Origin of the sequence: Agromyces laixinhei (assembly GCF_006337065.1) — a bacterium.
Taxonomy (GTDB): Bacteria; Actinomycetota; Actinomycetes; order Actinomycetales; family Microbacteriaceae; genus Agromyces; species Agromyces laixinhei.
Genome location: NZ_CP040872.1, coordinates 1319707 through 1338031, shown reverse-complemented (window position 1 = coordinate 1338031; position 18325 = coordinate 1319707). Strand labels below are relative to the sequence as shown.

At 66.8% G+C, this 18325-nt stretch carries 18 protein-coding genes and 1 tRNA gene; 14 read left to right on the top strand and 5 right to left on the bottom strand.

All coding sequences use genetic code 11. The features are described from left to right. Window positions 1–118 precede the first annotated feature (118 nt). Window positions 119–439, bottom strand: coding sequence for a hypothetical protein (locus FHG54_RS06325; RefSeq protein WP_139416520.1), 321 nt, complete (start codon window positions 437–439; stop codon window positions 119–121). Between the two features lie 79 nt (window positions 440–518). Between FHG54_RS06325 and FHG54_RS06320 the strand changes: the two genes are divergently transcribed. The 7 genes from FHG54_RS06320 (at window position 519) to pstB (ending at window position 8589) form a co-directional block, all read left to right on the top strand. Beyond that, window positions 519–1205: a response regulator transcription factor gene (locus FHG54_RS06320; protein WP_139416519.1), complete on the top strand. Its 687-nt coding sequence runs from the start codon at window positions 519–521 to the stop codon at window positions 1203–1205. Between the two features lie 45 nt (window positions 1206–1250). Next, window positions 1251–3443 (top strand): RNA degradosome polyphosphate kinase, encoded by a 2193-nt coding sequence (locus FHG54_RS06315; RefSeq protein ID WP_139416518.1) that lies wholly within the window; start codon window positions 1251–1253, stop codon window positions 3441–3443. Next, window positions 3440–4375: an NUDIX hydrolase gene (locus FHG54_RS06310; protein WP_168197033.1), complete on the top strand. Its 936-nt coding sequence runs from the start codon at window positions 3440–3442 to the stop codon at window positions 4373–4375. The genes FHG54_RS06315 and FHG54_RS06310 overlap by 4 nt, the downstream gene beginning before the upstream one ends. 199 nt (window positions 4376–4574) lie before the next feature. Further along, window positions 4575–5666 carry a phosphate ABC transporter substrate-binding protein PstS gene (locus FHG54_RS06305; protein WP_232331390.1) on the top strand — a complete coding sequence of 364 codons (1092 nt, stop codon included), beginning with the start codon at window positions 4575–4577 and terminating at the stop codon, window positions 5664–5666. Between the two features lie 91 nt (window positions 5667–5757). Continuing rightward, window positions 5758–6693: a phosphate ABC transporter permease subunit PstC gene (gene pstC, locus FHG54_RS06300; RefSeq protein WP_139416515.1), complete on the top strand. Its 936-nt coding sequence runs from the start codon at window positions 5758–5760 to the stop codon at window positions 6691–6693. Continuing rightward, the gene (gene pstA, locus FHG54_RS06295) at window positions 6693–7787 is read left to right on the top strand and encodes a phosphate ABC transporter permease PstA (protein WP_139416514.1); all 1095 of its coding nucleotides are present in this window, start codon (window positions 6693–6695) and stop codon (window positions 7785–7787) included. Before pstC ends, pstA begins: the two co-directional genes overlap by 1 nt. Before the next feature lie 22 nt (window positions 7788–7809). Further along, window positions 7810–8589 carry a phosphate ABC transporter ATP-binding protein PstB gene (gene pstB, locus FHG54_RS06290; protein ID WP_139416513.1) on the top strand — a complete coding sequence of 260 codons (780 nt, stop codon included), beginning with the start codon at window positions 7810–7812 and terminating at the stop codon, window positions 8587–8589. Between the two features lie 12 nt (window positions 8590–8601). On the opposite strand, the gene FHG54_RS06285 is transcribed toward pstB, so the two are convergent. Further along, a complete protein-coding gene (locus FHG54_RS06285; protein ID WP_139416512.1) occupies window positions 8602–9489 on the bottom strand; it encodes an aminodeoxychorismate lyase in 888 nt (295 codons plus the stop codon). 172 nt (window positions 9490–9661) lie between these two features. Then, entirely contained in the window at window positions 9662–10300 is a 639-nt protein-coding gene (locus FHG54_RS06280; protein WP_139416511.1) for a DNA-directed RNA polymerase subunit beta, read from the bottom strand. A 113-nt stretch (window positions 10301–10413) separates the two neighbouring features. On the opposite strand from FHG54_RS06280, the gene FHG54_RS06275 reads away from it, so the two are divergent. Continuing rightward, window positions 10414–10486: transfer RNA gene (locus FHG54_RS06275), tRNA-Lys, on the top strand. Between the two features lies 1 nt (window position 10487). Here FHG54_RS06275 and FHG54_RS16735 read toward each other — a convergent pair. Next, window positions 10488–11042, bottom strand: a complete 555-nt coding sequence (locus FHG54_RS16735) for a hypothetical protein (protein ID WP_233437890.1) — start codon at window positions 11040–11042, stop codon at window positions 10488–10490. Beyond that, the gene (locus FHG54_RS16730) at window positions 10954–12027 is read right to left on the bottom strand and encodes a recombinase family protein (protein ID WP_233437889.1); all 1074 of its coding nucleotides are present in this window, start codon (window positions 12025–12027) and stop codon (window positions 10954–10956) included. Before FHG54_RS16730 ends, FHG54_RS16735 begins: the two co-directional genes overlap by 89 nt. Before the next feature lie 460 nt (window positions 12028–12487). Between FHG54_RS16730 and FHG54_RS06265 the strand changes: the two genes are divergently transcribed. The 6 genes from FHG54_RS06265 to FHG54_RS06240 all read left to right on the top strand — a co-directional run bounded on the left by FHG54_RS06265 (window position 12488) and on the right by FHG54_RS06240 (window position 18287). Further along, entirely contained in the window at window positions 12488–13294 is an 807-nt protein-coding gene (locus FHG54_RS06265) for a hypothetical protein (protein WP_139416510.1), read from the top strand. Between the two features lie 108 nt (window positions 13295–13402). Next, entirely contained in the window at window positions 13403–14173 is a 771-nt protein-coding gene (locus FHG54_RS06260) for a TIGR04255 family protein (protein ID WP_168197130.1), read from the top strand. A 244-nt stretch (window positions 14174–14417) separates the two neighbouring features. After that, window positions 14418–14825, top strand: coding sequence for a helix-turn-helix domain-containing protein (locus FHG54_RS06255; protein ID WP_210415479.1), 408 nt, complete (start codon window positions 14418–14420; stop codon window positions 14823–14825). Further along, window positions 14822–15541, top strand: coding sequence for a hypothetical protein (locus FHG54_RS06250; protein ID WP_139416508.1), 720 nt, complete (start codon window positions 14822–14824; stop codon window positions 15539–15541). Before FHG54_RS06255 ends, FHG54_RS06250 begins: the two co-directional genes overlap by 4 nt. Further along, window positions 15538–17088 (top strand): type I restriction-modification system subunit M, encoded by a 1551-nt coding sequence (locus tag FHG54_RS06245; protein WP_139416507.1) that lies wholly within the window; start codon window positions 15538–15540, stop codon window positions 17086–17088. The genes FHG54_RS06250 and FHG54_RS06245 overlap by 4 nt, the downstream gene beginning before the upstream one ends. Then, window positions 17085–18287, top strand: coding sequence for a restriction endonuclease subunit S (locus tag FHG54_RS06240; RefSeq protein WP_139416506.1), 1203 nt, complete (start codon window positions 17085–17087; stop codon window positions 18285–18287). The genes FHG54_RS06245 and FHG54_RS06240 overlap by 4 nt, the downstream gene beginning before the upstream one ends. Window positions 18288–18325 lie beyond the last annotated feature (38 nt).

The following is an 18325-nucleotide window of genomic DNA, read 5'->3' as shown; positions in this document are numbered from 1 at the left end:
GACCCTTGAAGAGCTTGTAGACGACCACCCCGCTGATCCACGCGATCGCGAGGCTCGCAAGACCGAGCAGACCGATGAAGAGGAGTTCGAGGGCGAGCAGCTCAGACATGCTCCGAGTCTATCCCGCTCCGGCGACCGCGAGGGGCGCCACCGAGAGGGCCGCGATCAGGGCGATCACGATCGCGCCCGTGATGCTCCAGCTCACGCGGCCGACGAAACCCTCCGGTCGACGGGTCGCGAGCTGCACGATGAGGGCCCCGACGACGGATGCCGCGAGCACGACGCCGAGCGCACCGTACACGCCCCCGGGCGAGGTGTCACCGAACCAGCTGCCGTTTCCGGCGTAGGCCATCGTCACGACCACGACTGCCCCGATGAGTGCGATCGCCCAGACGAGCGCGATGCCGAGCCATCCGCTGCTCGTGTCGGTCTCGTCCAAATCGTCTCCCCGTTCCGCGTCGCGGAGCGCACTCAGGCGTCCCGTAGTATTGACCGCACCTTACTACTGGAGGGTGAGCATGGCGCAGCTGCTGATCCTGTCACCGGCAGCCGACGACGAAGTCCTTCCGGCGCTGTCGCTCCTGACTCACCGAACGCGGATCATCCCCGCTTCGCCTGAGCAGCTGGTCAGAGCGCCGGAGTCCGACCTCGTCCTCCTCGACGCCCGCACGAATCTCTCCGGCGCCAAGGCGCTCGCCCAGATCCTCCGCACCACAGGGCTCTCCGTGCCGCTCGTGCTGATCATGACCGAGGGCGGGCTCGCCGCCGTCACGCCCGACTGGGGCGTCGACGACGTCGTGCTCGAGCACGCGGGTCCCGCGGAGCTCGACGCGCGCATCCGGCTCGCCATCGGCCGATCGCAATCGTCGCAGCCGAGTGAGCGCATCCAGACCTCCGGCGTCGTGATCGACGAGGCGAACTACTCGGCGAAGGTGCACGGGCGCACCCTCGACCTCACGTACAAGGAGTTCGAGCTGCTCCGATTCCTCGCTGCGCATCCGTCGCGCGTGTTCACTCGCGAGCAACTGCTCAGCGAGGTCTGGGGCTATGACTACTTCGGCGGCACCCGCACGGTCGACGTGCACGTGCGGCGGTTGCGGGCCAAGCTCGGCGACCTCGACAGCCTCATCGGCACGGTGCGCAACGTCGGCTATCGCTTCAACGTGCACGAAGACGACGAAGAAGCACCCGTCCCCTCGCGTTGACCAACTCTTCATCAGCCGGTCGCCCCCGAATGGCATGATGAGGGGATGACCGCCGACAGCATCCTCGACGACCGCACGTCGAGCGACTTCGACGACGACTTCGAGCCGTTCGACCTCGAGGGCGCGCCCGAACTCGAGCCCGAACGCTACCTCGACCGCGAGATCAGCTGGCTCGCGTTCAACCAGCGCGTGCTCGAACTCGCCGAAGACCCGAGGATTCCCGTGCTCGAGCGGGCGAACTTCCTCGCGATCTTCGCCTCGAACCTCGACGAGTTCTTCATGGTGAGGGTGGCCGGGCTGAAGCGGCGCATCGACACCGGACTCGCGGTGCCCACCAACGTCGGCCGGTCGCCGCACGACGTGCTGAGCGACATCTCCGCCAAGGCGCACGAACTGCAGGAACGCCACGCGGCCGCCTACCAGCAGCTCGTCGAGCCGGTGCTCGCGGAGTCCGGCATCCGCATCGTCGCCTGGTCGGGGCTCGGCGACGTCGAGCACGAGCACCTGCGAAGCTACTTCTCGAAGCAGATCTTCCCCGTGCTGATGCCGCTCGCGGTCGACCCGGCGCACCCGTTCCCTTACATCTCCGGACTCTCGCTCAACCTCTCGGTGCGCGTGCGCAACAGCCGCACCGGCCGGCAGGAGTTCGCGCGCGTCAAAGTGCCGCAGATGCTGCCGCGCTTCGTCCGCGTCGATCCGGGCGAGTCGATCGAAGACGCCAGGTACGTCACGCTCGAAGACCTCATCGCCAACCACCTCGGCGACCTCTTCCCCGGCATGGAGATCGTCGAGCACCACGTGTTCCGCGTCACTCGCAACGAAGACGTCGAGATCGAAGAGGACGAGACCGAGAACCTGATCAAGGCGCTCGAGAAGGAGCTGCTCCGACGCCGGTTCGGCCCGCCCATCCGCCTCGAGATCACCGACGACATGGACGACGTGACGCTCGGCCTGCTCGTGCGCGAGCTCGACGTCACCGAGCAGGAGGTGTTCCGCCTCCCCGCACCGCTCGACCTCGGCGGACTGTTCGATCTCTCCCGCCTCGACAGGCCCGAGCTGCACTACCCGACGCACGTGCCGACCACCGCGCAGCAGTTGCAGCCGAGCGACTCGAACCTGCGCGCCGACCTGTTCACCGCGATCTCGCGCCAAGACGTCTTGCTGCACCACCCGTACGAGTCGTTCGCGACGAGCGTGCAGGCGTTCCTCGAGCAGGCCGCAGCCGACCCCGACGTGCTCGCCATCAAGCAGACCCTCTACCGCACCTCTGGCGACAGCCCCATCGTCGAGGCGCTCATCGACGCGGCGGAGTCGGGCAAGCAGGTGCTCGCCCTCGTCGAGATCAAGGCGCGCTTCGACGAACAGGCGAACATCTCGTGGGCGCGCAAGCTCGAGAAGGCCGGCGTGCACGTCGTCTACGGTCTCGTCGGGCTGAAGACCCACTGCAAGCTCGCCCTCGTGATCCGGCAGGAGAAGGGCGGCCTCCGCCACTACAGCCACATCGGCACCGGCAACTACAACCCCAAGACGAGCCGCATCTACGAAGACCTCGGACTGCTCACGGCCGACGACCAGGTGGGCAAAGACCTGACGCGGCTCTTCAACGAGCTCTCGGGCTATGCGATCGAGAAGAAGTTCAAGCGCCTGCTCGTTGCCCCGCTGCATCTGCGCAAGGGCCTGCTCAAGCTCATCGCCGGCGAGATCGCCAATGCCGAGGCCGGACGGCCCTGCGGCATCCGCATCAAGGTGAACTCGATCGTCGACGAGGCGATCATCGACGCCCTCTACCGCGCGTCGAACGCCGGCGTTCCGGTCGAAGTATGGGTGCGCGGAATCTGCAGCCTTCGCCCCGGCATCCCCGGGCTGAGCGAGAACATCACCGTGCGCTCGATCCTCGGGCGCTACCTCGAGCACTCCCGCATCTTCTCGTTCGTGAACGACGGCGACCCGCAGGTCTACATCGGCTCGGCCGACATGATGCACCGCAACCTCGACCGACGCGTCGAGGCGCTCGTGCGGCTGAACGACCCGGCGCACCTCGCCGAGATCGCCTCGCTGTTCGACCTCGCGATGGCCGAGACGACGAGTTCGTGGTGGCTCGACGGTTCGGGCGAATGGGTCCGGCATGCGACCGACGAAGCGGGCCACCCGCTCGACGACATGCAGAACCGGCTCATGCAGCAGATCGGCCAGCGCACCCGTTCGGGGCAGCGTCCACGATCGGGACCCAGGCGGTGACGACGGCGATCTACGCCGCCGGGGCCGTCTGCTGGCGCCTCATCGACGGCAAGGTGCACGTGCTGGTCATCCACCGCACCGTCTACGGCGACGTCACGATCCCGAAGGGCAAGGTCGACCCCGGCGAGTCGCTGCCGCAGACCGCCGTGCGCGAGATCGAGGAGGAGACCGGACTCGCGGTCGCGCTCGGCGTGCCGCTCGGCGTCTCCCGGTACCCGCTGCCGAGCGGCCGCGAGAAGATCGTGCACTACTGGGCGGCCGAAGTGAGCGATCGAGCCGTGCAGCGCTCGACGTTCAAGCCGAACGCCGAGGTAGCTGCGCTCGAATGGGTCACCATCAAGCGTGCACGGGGCTATCTCAGCTACGAGCCCGACGTGGAGATCCTCGACGCCTTCGCGAAGCTCCTCGACCAGGGCGTCACCTCGACCTTCGCGCTCGCCATCGTGCGGCACGGAAAGGCGGTCGGCCGATCGAGCTGGCCGGGCGACGACGCCACTCGCCCGCTCACGGAACGCGGCGTCGAACAGGCTGCCGGCCTCGTCGCAACGCTCGGCGCTTGGGCGCCGAAGCGCATCGTCTCGAGTCCGGCGGTACGCTGCGTGACCACGGTCACCCCCCTCGCCGCAGCCACCGGCATCGAGATCAGGCGCGACGCCGGTCTCAGCCAGGACGCGTGGGAGGCCGGCGAAGCCGAGGTGCGGCGGGTCGTCGGCAAACGCGTGCGCGCGGGCAAGAGCGCGATCCTCTGCGGGCACGGTCCGGTGCTCCCCGAGATCATGCGCGAGGTCGCCCTCGCCACGGGCACACCGCTCGGCTCCTACGTGACGGATGCTGCGGGGCTCGAGACCGGTGCGTTCAGCGTCGTGCACCTCTCGGCGACGAGTCCGGGCTCGGGCATCATCGCGATCGAAACGCACGCGCCGCGCGCCTGAGCGCGCCTCCGGTCAGTGGCAGCCCTCGCAGGTCGAGCGGGCGGCCCGGGCGCCGGCCTCACCCGCGGAAGCCAGTGCGACAGCGGTCGTTCACCTGCTGTTCACCGTCGTAACGGATGCTCGTAAGGCACGCTCACTAGCGTCGCAGGCGGGTCGGCACCGACCCACACCCTGCAATCGAACCCCGGAAGGGAATCACGTGAACTTCAAGCGTTTCGGCGTGCCCGTCGTCGTCGCCGTCACCGCGGCGCTCGCGCTCAGCTCCTGTGCCTCGAACGAAGCCGGAGCCGCCCCCGAGGAGTCGGCCTCGACGCTCTCGGGCAACCTCGTCGGCGCTGGCGCGTCCTCGCAGGATGCAGCCCAGCGGTCGTGGATCGCCGGCTTCCAGACCACGAACCCCGACGTCACCGTCGATTACGACCCCTCGGGCTCCGGTGCGGGTCGCGAGACGTTCCTCGAGGGCGCCAGCGACTTCGCCGGCTCCGACCGCGCGTTCAAGGACGAGGAGCTCGCCGAGGGCGGCTTCAAGAAGTGCGCCGCCGACTCGAGCATCGTCGAGCTGCCGCTCTACATCTCGCCGATCGCCGTGATCTTCAACCTCGAGGGCGTCGACTCGCTCGACCTCGACGCGGCGACCATCGCGGGCATCTTCGCCGGCACGATCACGAACTGGAACGACCCGGCGATCGCCGCGACGAACCCCGACGTGACCCTGCCCGACCTCGCGATCACGCCCGTGCACCGCTCGGACGACTCGGGCACCACCGAGAACTTCACCGAGTACCTCGGTGCAGCGGCCGCCGACGTGTGGACCTGGGAAGCCGACGGCGTCTGGCCGTTCGAGGGCGGCGAAGCCGCACAGGGCACTTCGGGTCTCGTCGACGCCGTGGGCAACGGTGACGGCACCATCGGCTACGCCGACGCCTCGCGCGCCGGTGACCTCGGCACCGTCGCGGTCAAGGTCGGCGACGAGTTCGTGGCGTACTCCCCCGAGGCAGCTGCCGCGATCGTCGACGCATCGCCGTTCGCCGAGGGCCGCGCCGAGGGCGACCTCGCCATCGAGATCGACCGCACCTCGGCAGAGGCCGGCGTCTACCCGATCGTGCTCGTGAGCTACCTCATCGCGTGCGGCCAGTACGAGGACCCGGCGAACGTCGAGCTCGTCAAGGGGTACCTGTCGTACATCGCAAGCCCCGAGGGCCAGGATGTCGCTGCGGCCGAGGCCGGTTCGGCCCCGATCTCGGACACGCTCCGCGAGAAGATCACGGCTGCGATCGACTCGATCAAGTAGCCGGTTCGTGCCCGGCCCTGTTCGTTCGCGACGGGGCCGGGCACGATCGCATCTCCAGAACCCGACCCATCAACCCCCGAGGACCCACCAGATGTCCGTAACGGCCCCGATCAAGGCGAAGCTCCGCGTCGGCGACCTCGTCTTCTCCCGCTCGGCGGTGTTCGCGGGATCCATGATCCTCGTGACGCTCGCGGCGGTGGCGATCTTCCTGATCGTGCAGAGCCTGCCCGCGATCGCGGCATCCAATGAGGATGCCTCGATCCTCACCACGAACTTCTGGGACTACGTCGGTCCGCTCCTGTTCGGCACCATCTGGGCCGCGACCCTCGCGCTCATCGTCGCGTTGCCGATCTCGATCGGCATCGCCCTGTTCATCTCCCACTACGCCCCGCGCCGGCTCGCCTCGGTGCTCGGCTACATCGTCGACCTGCTCGCAGCAGTGCCGTCGGTCGTCTTCGGCCTCTGGGGCATCGGGGTCTTCGCGCCGGCGCTCGTGACCGCCTACGCCTGGCTGAATGAGAACCTCGGCTGGATCCCGCTCTTCGCCGGCACCCCGTCGGCCACCGGCCGCACGATCCTCACCGCGGCGCTCGTGCTGGCCGTGATGGTGCTGCCGATCATGACGGCCATCTGCCGTGAGGTGTTCCTGCAGACTCCGGTGCTGCACGAAGAGGCGGCACTCGCGCTCGGCGCCACCCGCTGGGAGATGATCCGAACCGCGGTGCTGCCGTTCGGCCGCCCCGGCATCATCTCCGCCTCGGTACTCGGCCTCGGGCGAGCACTCGGCGAGACGATGGCCGTCGCGATGGTGCTTTCGGCGTCGCCCGTCATCACCTTCCACCTGATCACCTCGGTGAACCCGAACACGACCGCAGCGAACATCGCGCTCAGCTTTCCCGAGGCATACGGCCTCAACGTCAACGTGCTGATCGCCACCGGCCTCATCCTCTTCATCGTGACCTTCGCGGTCAACGCCTTCGCGCGCTGGATCGTCAGCCGTCGCAAGGAATTCTCGGGAGCGAACTGATGACCATCCAGACCAAGCGGCCGCCCGAGGCCGCCACACCGATCGCCAACTCGCTCACCACGGGCCGCCTCCCGAACTCAGCGCCGTGGACGATCCTCGTCGCCGCCGTCGCGGTCGCCGCAGCGGTGTTCGGCGTCGTCGCGATCGGCTCCGGCTCCGGCTTCAACTGGGGCGGCGCCCTCGTCGTCGGTGCGCTGCTCTACGTTCCCTCGATCTGGTTGTTCTCGAGCCTGGTCGAGGGCCGGCGCCGTGCGATGGACCGACTGGTCACCGCACTCGTGACCGGTGCGTTCCTGCTCGCCATGATTCCGCTCGTCTCGCTCGCCGTCACCGTCGTGAGCCTCGGCGTCGCCCGCCTCGATGCCGACTTCTTCTCGATGTCGATGCGCAACGTCACCGGCGAGGGCGGCGGGGCGCTGCACGCGATCATCGGCACGCTGTTCATCACCGGCGCTGCGGCGGTCATCTCGATCCCGATCGGGCTCATGACCTCGATCTACCTCGTCGAGTACGGGCGCGGCAAGCTCGCCCGCGGCATCACCTTCCTCGTCGACGTCATGACCGGCATCCCCTCGATCGTGGCGGGACTCTTCGCCTACTCGCTCTTCGCGATCTTCTTCGGCCCAGGCACGCGCACCGGCATCGCGGGCGCCGTCGCCCTCTCGCTGCTCATGATCCCCGTGGTGGTGCGCTCGAGCGAAGAGATGCTGCGACTCGTGCCGAACGAACTGCGCGAAGCCGCGTTCGCCCTCGGAGTGCCGAAGTGGCTGACGATCGTCAAGGTCGTGCTGCCCACCTCGATCGCGGGCATCACGACCGGCATCATGCTCTCGGTCGCCCGCGTCATCGGCGAGACCGCCCCGCTGCTGATCGCGGCGGGGTTCACGGCGAGCGTGAATTACAACCTCTTCGACGGCCGAATGCAGTCGCTGCCCGTGTACGTCTACACGCAGTACATGAACCAGGGCATCCCCCCGGAGGCGTTCATCGATCGCGCGTGGGCCGCCGCGCTCACCCTGATCCTCATCGTCATGGCGCTGAACCTCGTCGCGAGGCTCGTCGCCCGATTCTTCGCGCCGAAGTTCGGCCGCTGACCCCCGCAAGCAAAGGAAGCCCGTGTCCAAGCGCATCGAGGTCCGCGACCTCAACGTCTACTACTCGAAGTTCCTCGCCGTCGAGGGTGTGAACCTCGCGATCGAGCCCCGCAGCGTCACCGCCTTCATCGGCCCGTCGGGCTGCGGAAAGTCCACGTTCCTCCGCACGCTGAACCGCATGCACGAGGTCATCCCGGGCGCCCGAGTCGAGGGCGAGGTGCTGATCGACGGCAACAATCTCTACGACCCCGATGTCGACCCGGTGCTCGTGCGACGCCAGGTGGGCATGGTCTTCCAGCGACCGAACCCGTTCCCGACGATGTCGATCAAAGAGAACGTGCTCGCGGGTGTGAAGCTGAACAACAAGCGGATCTCGAAGTCCGACGCCGACGACCTCGTCGAGAAGTCGCTCAGCGGCGCGAACCTCTGGAACGAGGTCAAGGACCGGCTCGACCGCCCCGGTTCCGGGCTCTCGGGCGGTCAGCAGCAGCGTCTCTGCATCGCGCGCGCGATCGCCGTCTCCCCCGAGGTCATCCTGATGGACGAGCCCTGCTCGGCGCTCGACCCCATCTCGACGCTCGCCATCGAGGACCTCATCGAGGATCTGAAGCAGCAGTACACGATCGTGATCGTGACGCACAACATGCAACAGGCCTCGCGGGTCAGCGACCGGACCGCGTTCTTCAACATCGCCGGCACCGGCAAGCCCGGCAACCTCATCGAGTACGCCGACACCACGACGATCTTCTCGAACCCGTCGGTGCAGGCGACCGAAGACTACGTCTCGGGCCGATTCGGCTGATTCGGCCCCGCGTCAGTCGCGCGGCGAGCGCAGGTAGTCGTCGAACGCTCGCGTCTCGGCTGCGTCGTAGGCGACGGATGCCCCGTCGAGCCGCGTGACCCCGACGGCGAGCCGCACGCTCGACACGAGCCAGATCGCATCGGCTGTGCCGAGTTCGGCGATCGGGATGTCGCGGTACGCCGTGGCCCGCCCGGTCGCGGCGAGGTGCTCGAAGAGGCTCTGCTGCGTCGTGCCGTGCAGGATCGCGCCCGACGGCGCCGGCGTCGAGTACACCTCACCGTGCCGAAGGATCACGCTCGACGTCGGCCCCTCCATGACGTATCCGTCTGACGAGACGAAGATCGCGTCGTCGGCACCGCGCCGGCGCGCTTCGCGGAGCGCGGCCATGTTCGTGGCATAGCTCAGGGTCTTGGCGCCGAGCAGGAGCCACGGAGCCCGTTCGGCGGCGTCGTGCGCGAAGCCGCGATCGAGGGTCACCGCGGCGACACCGTGCTCGCGCACCGCGGTGAAGTCGTTGGCGCGCGCGGCATGCAACCAGGCCGTCGGCGCCGGCCCGTGCTCGACGCCGCGGCTCAGCACGAGCTTCAGCGCCCACTCGCCGTTGCCGGGCAGTGCTGCGACCGCTCGGTCGATCGCTGCGCGCCACTGCGCGAGATTCGGTTCGGGCAGGTCGCAGATGAGCGCCGAGTTGCGCAGGCGCTCGAGGTGCGGGCCGGTCTCCTGCGCGTGCCCGTCGATGACGGCGAGCGTCTCGAACACGCCGTCACCGCGCTGCGTCGACAGCTCTCCCACACGCAACGCCGGAGCGACGGCATCGACCTCGCGCATCGTGGCGGCGAGGTCGGGGGCGACCTCGACGGCGGGCACGGGTTCGATGAGCAGGGTCACGGTCTCGGGCATGCTCCGATGCTACGCGGATCGACGCTCGGGAGACGATGGAGGCCGGCCGCAGAACGCCTCTCGGCGCGAGGCCGCTCGGAGCGGCGAATATTGGAGCCCGGGGTTACTGCGGCCGGCCACGTCAAGTGTAAACGAGGTCGGGTGCCACTTCATTCCCCGCGGACCGAGGGAATCAGTCGAGCGAGTCGGCACGCCAGAGTCGTGCGCATGAGGTGAGCTCCTCGGCGAGTTGCGTGAGCCGGAGGGCGCGCTTCGTGAGCTCGCCGGATCGGGCGGGGTTCGCGGTGTCTGCGGCGTCGGCGTCGTCGGCGAGGCTCGCCATGCCCGCCGCAGTGACCCGCGCGAATGCAGAGGCGCGGTCGAGCGCAACGGCGAGGTCGCCGGTGAACAGGCCGTGCAGGATGCCGTCAGCGAGTTCGCGAACCTCATCGGGGCCGGCTGGGATGGGGGCGCCGGCGACGACCTGGTCGATCGTGTGGGAGACCTCCGTGCCGCGCTGGAACGCGAGGCTCAACCCGCGTGGATCCTGCCGGATCAGCGTGCGAAGCAGGTAGACGCGCCACAGCGCGCCGGGCAGGCTCCTCGGCGAGGCCTGCGACCAGAGCTCGGCGATCGCGTCGATGCCGTGTTCGTCGGTGTACGTCACCAGGCGGGCGACGACCTCGGGATCGGGGTCGGCACGCACTCTCGCCAGCAACGCCGCGGCGGTGTCGTGCGCGACGCGGCTGACCTGAGCAGGATCTTCAGCGCCGAGGAACCCCTCGAACTTGCCGGAAGGGAACTTGGTGGGGCGATGGAAGTCGGAAGCCATTGCCGCACACACTACTCGCCCGAGCCGGGCGGGCGCTCGACGTGCAGACGCAGCAACGGTCTTTCGACGTCGTCGCACTGAGCTCACGTTCGGGCAGGCTATTCTGGTTCGGCGGGCCTCTAGCTCAGTTGGCAGAGCAGCGGACTTTTAATCCGCGGGTCGTCGGTTCGAGCCCGACGGGGCCCACTCAAAGTGTCTTACGGGAACACGCGACATCGGAAGATGTCGGGTGTTTGCCTTCCTTGCCTCCGGCTGCCTCGCGAACGATGGTCGCGAACGGTTCGGCGAGGCGCGGGCGCAGCTGCTCGTCCTCGGTGATCTCCAACCGTGTGTAGAACGCCTGGTTTGCCAGCCTCCGGCTTCCGTCGCCGGAGTGGGCGTAGGCGCGGTGAGCGTCGGTAGGCAGCCGCAGGCTGTCGTGGAGGTACCTCCGACCACCGACGTGCAGTTCGTCGTGCTCACGCAGGCGCTGCTCGATGTCCGCGAGCCCCGCGCGGATGCGGTCTTGGTGCCGCTTGAGCGTGGGCAAGTCGATGGCATCGGCGAAGTGCGCCGCCAACAGTTTGTCGCTCTCAGCTTCCAGGCGCACCCGGTTCGCCGTGAGGTCAGCGAACTCCTGATCGCGGCCAGCAGATCGCTTGTCGAAAGCTGCGTCAACCTCGGCAGCGAGGTGGCGGTACTCGGCTTCGCTGATCGTGATGTTGGCGTAGGAGCCCGCGACCAGACGTTCCGCGACCTGCACGGGCACCGCCCGTCGTCGGGTGCAGGTGGTCTTTGGTCGCCCTGCCTGAGCAGACGAAGTAGGCGTAGGTCGTGCCGCGCGGGTTGGTCGCGAAGTCCAGCATCCTCGACCCACAGGTGCCGCAGTGCAGAAGCCCTTTCAGATGGTGCGCGTGCTGAACGTGCCGGGTTGCGTGAGCGTTACGCGCCTTCAACAGCGACTGCACCTGATCGAAGAGCGCGGGCTCCACGATGGGCTCGTGCGCGCCAGGATGGAGTGCACTCCGGTAGCGGATGACTCCGGCGTAGTACGGGTTCGTCAGCACACGGTAGAGCGCATTCTTCCCCAGCGGCTTCGCCGGACGCTTCGGCGTCGACACCGTGACCAGTCCGCGTGCGGTGAGGTCGCGCAGCAGCGCGGTCACCGAGGTCCCGCCGGTCGCATATCGCTCGAACGCCCAGGCGATGAGCGGCGCGCGTTCGGGATCGACCTTGACGGTGCGTACCTCGCGACCCTGCTCGTCGGTGCGGCGCACGTTGAGGTAGCCGATGGGAGCGCGCCCGGGGGTGCCGCCCTGGGCGACCTTCTGTGTCAGCCCCTTGGTGACCTCGGTGGCGAGGTTGCGGCTGTAGAACTCCGCGATGCTCGACATGATGCCGTGGACGAGCATCCCCGAAGGCGTCTGGTCGATGGACTCGGTCGCCGAGACGAGCGTGACCCCGGCGCTGATGAGCGCTTCGTGAATCTTCACGTCGTCGGCGCGGTTGCGGGCGAGCCGGTCGAGCTTGTGCACGATGCAGAAGCTGACGCGACTGGCGGCGATGAACGCGAGCATGTCCTGCAGCCCGTCGCGATCCGCCGAGCGTGCCGACTCGCCGGCGTCGATGAACTCCCGGACGATCCGCGCGCCCAGCTCATCGGACTTCCGAGCGTTCGCTTCGCGCTGGGCAGGGATGGAGAACCCTTCCTCGGTGCCGCCACGCTCGGCCTGCTCCCGCGTAGACACCCGCAGGTACGAGACCCAGCAGCACGGGGGCGTCGGCGGGCAGCTCGGAAGTCTTGGTGTCGAGTGTTGCGGTGCTCATGGTCAGCCTCCTTGCCGGGGTACTTCTGGTGTCGATCCTCTCGCGCACCCCTGACAAACCGAAGAGCTCAGCGGCGCGCAGACGCCAGGCTCTCGGGCGGTGGGAGCCCGTAGGGGTCGGGATCGCCGTTCACCCAGGCGCGGTGCCGGACCTCGGCGATGCCGAGCACCCACTCGATCAACTTCGCCAGGTCAGGCTCCTCACGCAGAGTCCCTCGCAGCCTCAGATTCTTCTCGTCACCTCGCATGCCAGACAGGTGCTCGGGCCTGCGCACGATGCACACTTTCGCCCGTCCGCCCGACTCCACTTTGAGGTCAACCGCGTCTTGCAGATCGGGGATTCGACACTTACGTCGGTGATGAAACCGACGTACCGTAGAACATGGTCACCAAACGCTATGACCCCACGGCGACCGACTTCAATGGCCGCTACGCGCGCTGGGTCGCCGCCCTCAAATCCGGCACCGAAGCCGAGCTGCTCGAAGCCACGGTGGCACTCCCGACCCTGAACAAGCGCGTGCTCAAGAAGCTCGCCGCGGTCGATCGGGACGAGCCTGACCCGACAGCACGGGCGGAGCACAAGCGTGTCATCGTTCTGCTCAGCGAGATCAACGCCAACCAGGCCGCACGCCTCCGTGAACGGAAGCAAGCGGAGCAGCGCCGTCGCGACCGGACCGTTCGCGTCGAGCGCCGAATCGAGCTGCCAGCCACCTGCGCACGGTGTGGCACCAAGCTCAAGGAAGTGAAGCCCACGGGCAGGCCGCGCCTGTACTGCTCGCCTGCCTGCCGCAAGGCTGCCTACGAAGACAGGCGCGCCCACCGCGACGGTGCCGTGAAGGTGCAGGTCGTAGAGAAGCTCGTCACCGAGGTTCGGGAACGCCGCATCGAGGTGCCCCACCCGATAAGCGACTGCATCGACGCCGTGCTCTACGACAACGACGCTCTCGTCCAGGCCATGTGGGTGCTCATCGACAACGTCGCCGACCAGAACTACGAAGCGTTCAGCCCGGCCCAGTCACGGTTCTGGGACCTCTACAACAACGTCGAAGTCCTCTACGAGGCGCTCGTGAAGCGTGCAGCCGCCGATGAGCGCCGCCCTCCTACGCCCGAGGCGACGCCGACGAACAAGCACAGGCGCAACATGCAGCTGATGGCCAGGCCTGATCCTGCATCGCCGCCGACGGAGTAGAGTCAAGACGTAGCCGAAGTACACCTTTGGTTGTCGTTACGGTTTCATCCTTAGTAGGATGGTGGTGTGAGGGAGCGAGAGATTTACCCGAGCGCACCTATCGTCCTGATGGCGATCGAGGTGCGGCACCCGCCGTGCGAACCACTTGACCGCAAGCAGGTCGCGGAGGTGTCCGCGCGGATCAAGCAGCTGTTACCACTGCCGAGTGAGATGAACGAGGTCTCCGTCATCGTGCAGACGGGGCCGGATGGTCCGCCCACACAGCAGCAGGTCGTCAGCGGCTTCCCGAGGTGGACGAGCCGCGACAAACGAACGGCACTGTCCATCCGCCCAGACAGCCTCGTGATCGAGACCACCGACTACGGCAGCTATGACAGAATGCATGAGTTGCTCGACGTCGCGCTCCAGACCCGCCTGGCCGTTGCAGCCCCAGCCGGAGTCGAACGGATCGGGCTCCGGTACATCGACGAGATCAGGGTTCCCGCTGAGAACGGTGGCAGCGCGCCAGACTGGGATCAGTGGGTGGATGCTTCGCTACTCGGTCCCGCGCACATCGGTGCGGAATTGGGGCTTGCGCCGGTCGTGAACGAAGGCGTCTTCGTCTTCTCCAGCGGCAGTGATCATGCGCTGGTGCTGAGGTATGGCGCGCAGAGCGACTACGCCGTGCAATCAACTCCCGACCTGCGCCGTCCGCTCCCACCGCCAGGGCCACTGTTCAAGCTGGACATTGACAGCTTTTGGCAAGCAGCCGACGAGGTGCCCGAATTCGACGCAGAGCTCATCCTGCGTCAGGCAGACGCACTGCATGAACCAGTGCGTGGGGTCTTTGAGAGTGTGATCACGGATCGACTACGAGAGGAAGTGTTGCGAAATGGCTGACACCTTGGTGCGGAACGCCGCTGTTGAGTCGGCGCTGGGATCGCGCGCTACCGCGGGTGACTCTACGTTCACTCGAAACCTGACCGAGACGAGACTTACGCCTCCCCGATTGACAACGGAAGTTGGCGGAATCCGGAGCGTGGCCCGTGCGCTCCACGACGACGTAGATGACCTCCACAAGCGCACCCACGAGGACGAGTGGCGCACGGCAGCAGCTGAACGCGGACGGGCCAGCGTGACATCGATGCTCACGGAGCTTGCTGATCTCGGGTTCGCCTGGCGCGACATCGCACGGATGGTCGGCGTGAGCGTGCCCGCAGTGCAGAAGTGGCGAAAGGGAGAGAAGGCATCGGGCGACAGCCGCATTCGGATCGCAAGCCTCCTTGCGGCCTGCGACTTGATCACGAGCCACTACATGGTCGACGAGATCGCCTCCTGGTTCGAGATGCCGCTCTCCTCGTCTGCCCCTGTCACGCCGATCGTGCTCTACGCCGCCAATCGTGCGGACCTCGTGTTCGAGTTCGCGAGCGGCCATGTTGACCCCGAAGCGCTCCTGTCGGAGTTCGACCCCGACTGGCGCGAACGGTACCGATCCGACTTCGAGGTCTTCGAAGCGGGCGACGGCAACCGCTCGATCCGCATGAAGGGATGATCTTGATCCGCGACCTCGAATCCCCGTACGTAGAGGGTGTCCCCGACTGGGACGCCCTCTACCGTGCGCGCGGCGACGAGGTCTCGGCAACTCGACCTATCTTCACCGGCGACGTGTTCACCAGCGTCCAACTCCCCGGATCGACCGGCAAAACGAAGGCGCGCTCCGTCGTGGTCCTCCAGCACCCGTGTTCGATGCGCACGAACGGCGTCGACCTCGCCTGGCAAGTACTCGTTGCCGAGGTAACGAACCGCAAGGAGATCGACGAGCCGGGTTGGATCAACGGCAACTTCAACCTGATGCCACTGCCCGACCTCCGCCCCGAGGTTGCGAGCCAGAGCCAGCATCAGGCGGCGAACTTCGACAACCTCTACACAGTGGCACCTGACCTGCTGACCGTGCGGATCGCCTCGTTGTCACCGTTCGGAGTGAACCTCCTACTTCAGCGTTGGGTGCACTACAGCTCCCGAGTCGTCGTGCCCACCCACACGTTCCACGAACAGACCGCCGCCTTCTACGAAGAGGCGGACCTGATCGAGGAGTGGTGCGACGAAACGAGCGGCGATGATCTCCGGATCGAGACGCAGGCGTGCCTGAACTGGCTTCGCGCTGACGGGGACGGCTCGACCTATCAAGAGCTGCTGAAGAACCCGCAGTCCCACAGCATGATTCGCCGCGCGATGCGCCAGGCGCAGAAAGAACGGAACCAGAGTTGAGAACGACTGACCTCGCCAAGGTGCGCGCCACGCTGTGGGCAGCGGCCGACGAGTTGCGCGCGAACTCGAAGCTGACGCCGGTGCAGTACCGCGACCCGGTGCTCGGTCTGGTCTTCCTCGCGTACGCCGAGAACCGCTTCGAAGGGATCAGGGCTGAGGTCGAGTCGCGGGCCTCTGTGCGCAACCCCGCCACGGTCGCCGACTACAAGGCGAAATCGGTGCTGTACGTTCCCGACGAATCGCGGCTCTCGTATCTCGTGGGGCTGCCCGAGGGCGACGACATCGGCAAGGCAGTGGATGACGCGATCAAGGCCATCGAGGCAACCAACCCCGAGCTGAAAGACATCCTGCCCCGCGGCTACCAGAAGCTCGAACGCCCGACACTGATCGAACTGCTCCGCCTCTTCGCGCCGCTGCCGACGCAGCTCGAAGGCGATGCGTTCGGGTTCATCTACGAAGACTTCCTCTCCAACTTCGCCGCTCAGGAAGGCAAGGGTGGAGGCGAGTACTTCACCCCCTACTCGATCGTCCGGCTGATCGTCGAGACTCTGGAACCCTTCCAAGGCCGCGTGTTCGACCCGGCGTGTGGCTCGGGTGGCATGTTCGTGCAGTGCGCGAAGTTCGTCGAACGCCATCACGAGTCGGCGACCCGCAAGCTCTCGGTCTTCGGAACCGAGAAGACCGAAGACACGGTGCCGCTGGCGAAGATGAATCTCGCCCTCCACGGGCTCTCCGGTGACATCCGCCAGGCCAACAGCTACTACGAAGACCCCCATCGCGCGGTCGGCGTGTTCGACTACGTGATGGCCAACCCGCCGTTCAACGTCGACAAGATCAAGAAGGATCAGCTCGCCGGCGACAAGCGGTTCCCTTTCGGACTGCCGAAGGCGGACAACGGCAACTACCTGTGGATTCAGCAGTTCTACGCGGCCCTCGCACCGAGGGGTCGCGCCGGGTTCGTCATGGCGAACAGCGCGGGCGACGCCGGGCACTCCGAGAAGGAGCTGCGCAAGCAGCTCATCGAGTCGGGCGCGGTCGACGTGATGATCGCCATCGGCTCCAACTTCTTCTACACCGTCACACTGCCCGTGACCCTGTGGTTCCTCGACAAGGCCAAGCTCGGCACCCCGCGCGAAGACACGGTGCTGTTCATCGACGCCCGGCACATCTACAACCAGATCGACCGCGCCCACCGCGACTTCACGCCCGAGCAGATCGAGTTCCTCGCCAACATCGTCCGCCTCTACCGGGGCGAGGACGTCGAGACCGGGGCAGGCAGTGAGTCGCTGCTGGCCGAGAACTTCCCCGAGGGGTGGTACGTGGATGTTGCGGGCCTGTGCAAGGTCGCCACTCGCGGTGAGATCGAGGCGCAGGGCTGGAGCCTCAACCCCGGCCGTTACACCGGCTCGGCAGTCGTTGACGAAGACGATGAGGACTTCGCAGTCAAGCTCGGAGAGCTCTACGAAGAGTTCACTCGGCTTAGCGACGAGGCGGGAGTGCTGCGCGCCAAGGTGGATGCCGCCGTCCAAGGGATTCTCGGCGTATGAGTGAGTGGCGTGAACTGGAACTTGGTCGGGGGCTGCGCGTCAAGCACGGCTGGGCGTTCAAGGGTGAGCACTTCCGTGACAGCGGAGAGCAGATCGTCCTGACTCCGGGCAACTTCCACGACGGCGGTGGCTTCAAGCCGAAGAACGGGACCGAGAAGTTCTACGACGGTGCTTACCCAGAGCAGTTTCTCCTCAAGCGCGGGGATGTCGTTACTGCGATGACCGAGCAGGCACAGGGTCTCCTCGGAAGCACGGCGACGATCCCGTCGGACGAGACCTTCCTTCACAATCAGCGGATCGGACTGGTTGAGATTACCGATCCCGAGGTGCTCGACCTCAGATACGTCTATCACCTGATGAACGCGCCCGTGGTGCGCCGACAGCTTCAGGCGACAGCAACCGGATCAAAGGTGAGACACACGGCTCCGGAGCGGATACAGGACGTGCGTGTCGCGGTTCCCGATATCCCTACGCAGCAAGTCATCGCCGAGGTGCTCGACACGGTCGATGACCTGATCGAGAACAATCGGCGACGGGTGGCGGTGCTGGAGGAGATGGCGCGGGCCATCTACCGCGAGTGGTTCGTGCAGTTCCGCTACCCCGGCCACGAAGACGTCCCCCTCGTCGACTCCGCCCTCGGCCCCATCCCCGAGGGGTGGATCGCGGGAACGGTTGGTGATGCGCTCGAACTCAAGTACGGCAAGGCTCTGAAGGCAGATGCTCGACGCGGCGGCGAGGTCGCCGTGGTTAGTTCCGCCGGCCTCGTCGGTTGGCACGACGAGTCGATTGTTGGCGGCCCAGCTATCGTCGTGGGGCGTAAGGGGAACGTTGGAAGCGTCCACTGGATCGATGGCCCCTGCTGGCCCATCGACACGGCGTACTACGTCGCGACCAGACTCCCTCTCCGATTCGTCGTCGAGCAGTTGCGTCGCACTGAGTTCACCAATACTCACGCAGCTGTTCCCGGCCTGAGCCGCGAAGGCGCCTACGCAAGGCCCTTCCTGATCCCGCCGAATGACCTGCTCGACAACTACCAGGGCACCGTCGATCCACTGGGTACTGAAGCCTCTGCTCTCGCGAGGCAAAGCGACAGCCTTGTGTCGTTGCGCGATCTGCTGCTGCCCAAGCTCGTCACGGGACAGATCGATGTGTCGGCGCTCGACCTGGATGCCCTGGTGCAGGAGGGAGTTGGGTCATGACGCCGTCGGGTCCGGAGTTCGCGTACGTCGAGAAGCCC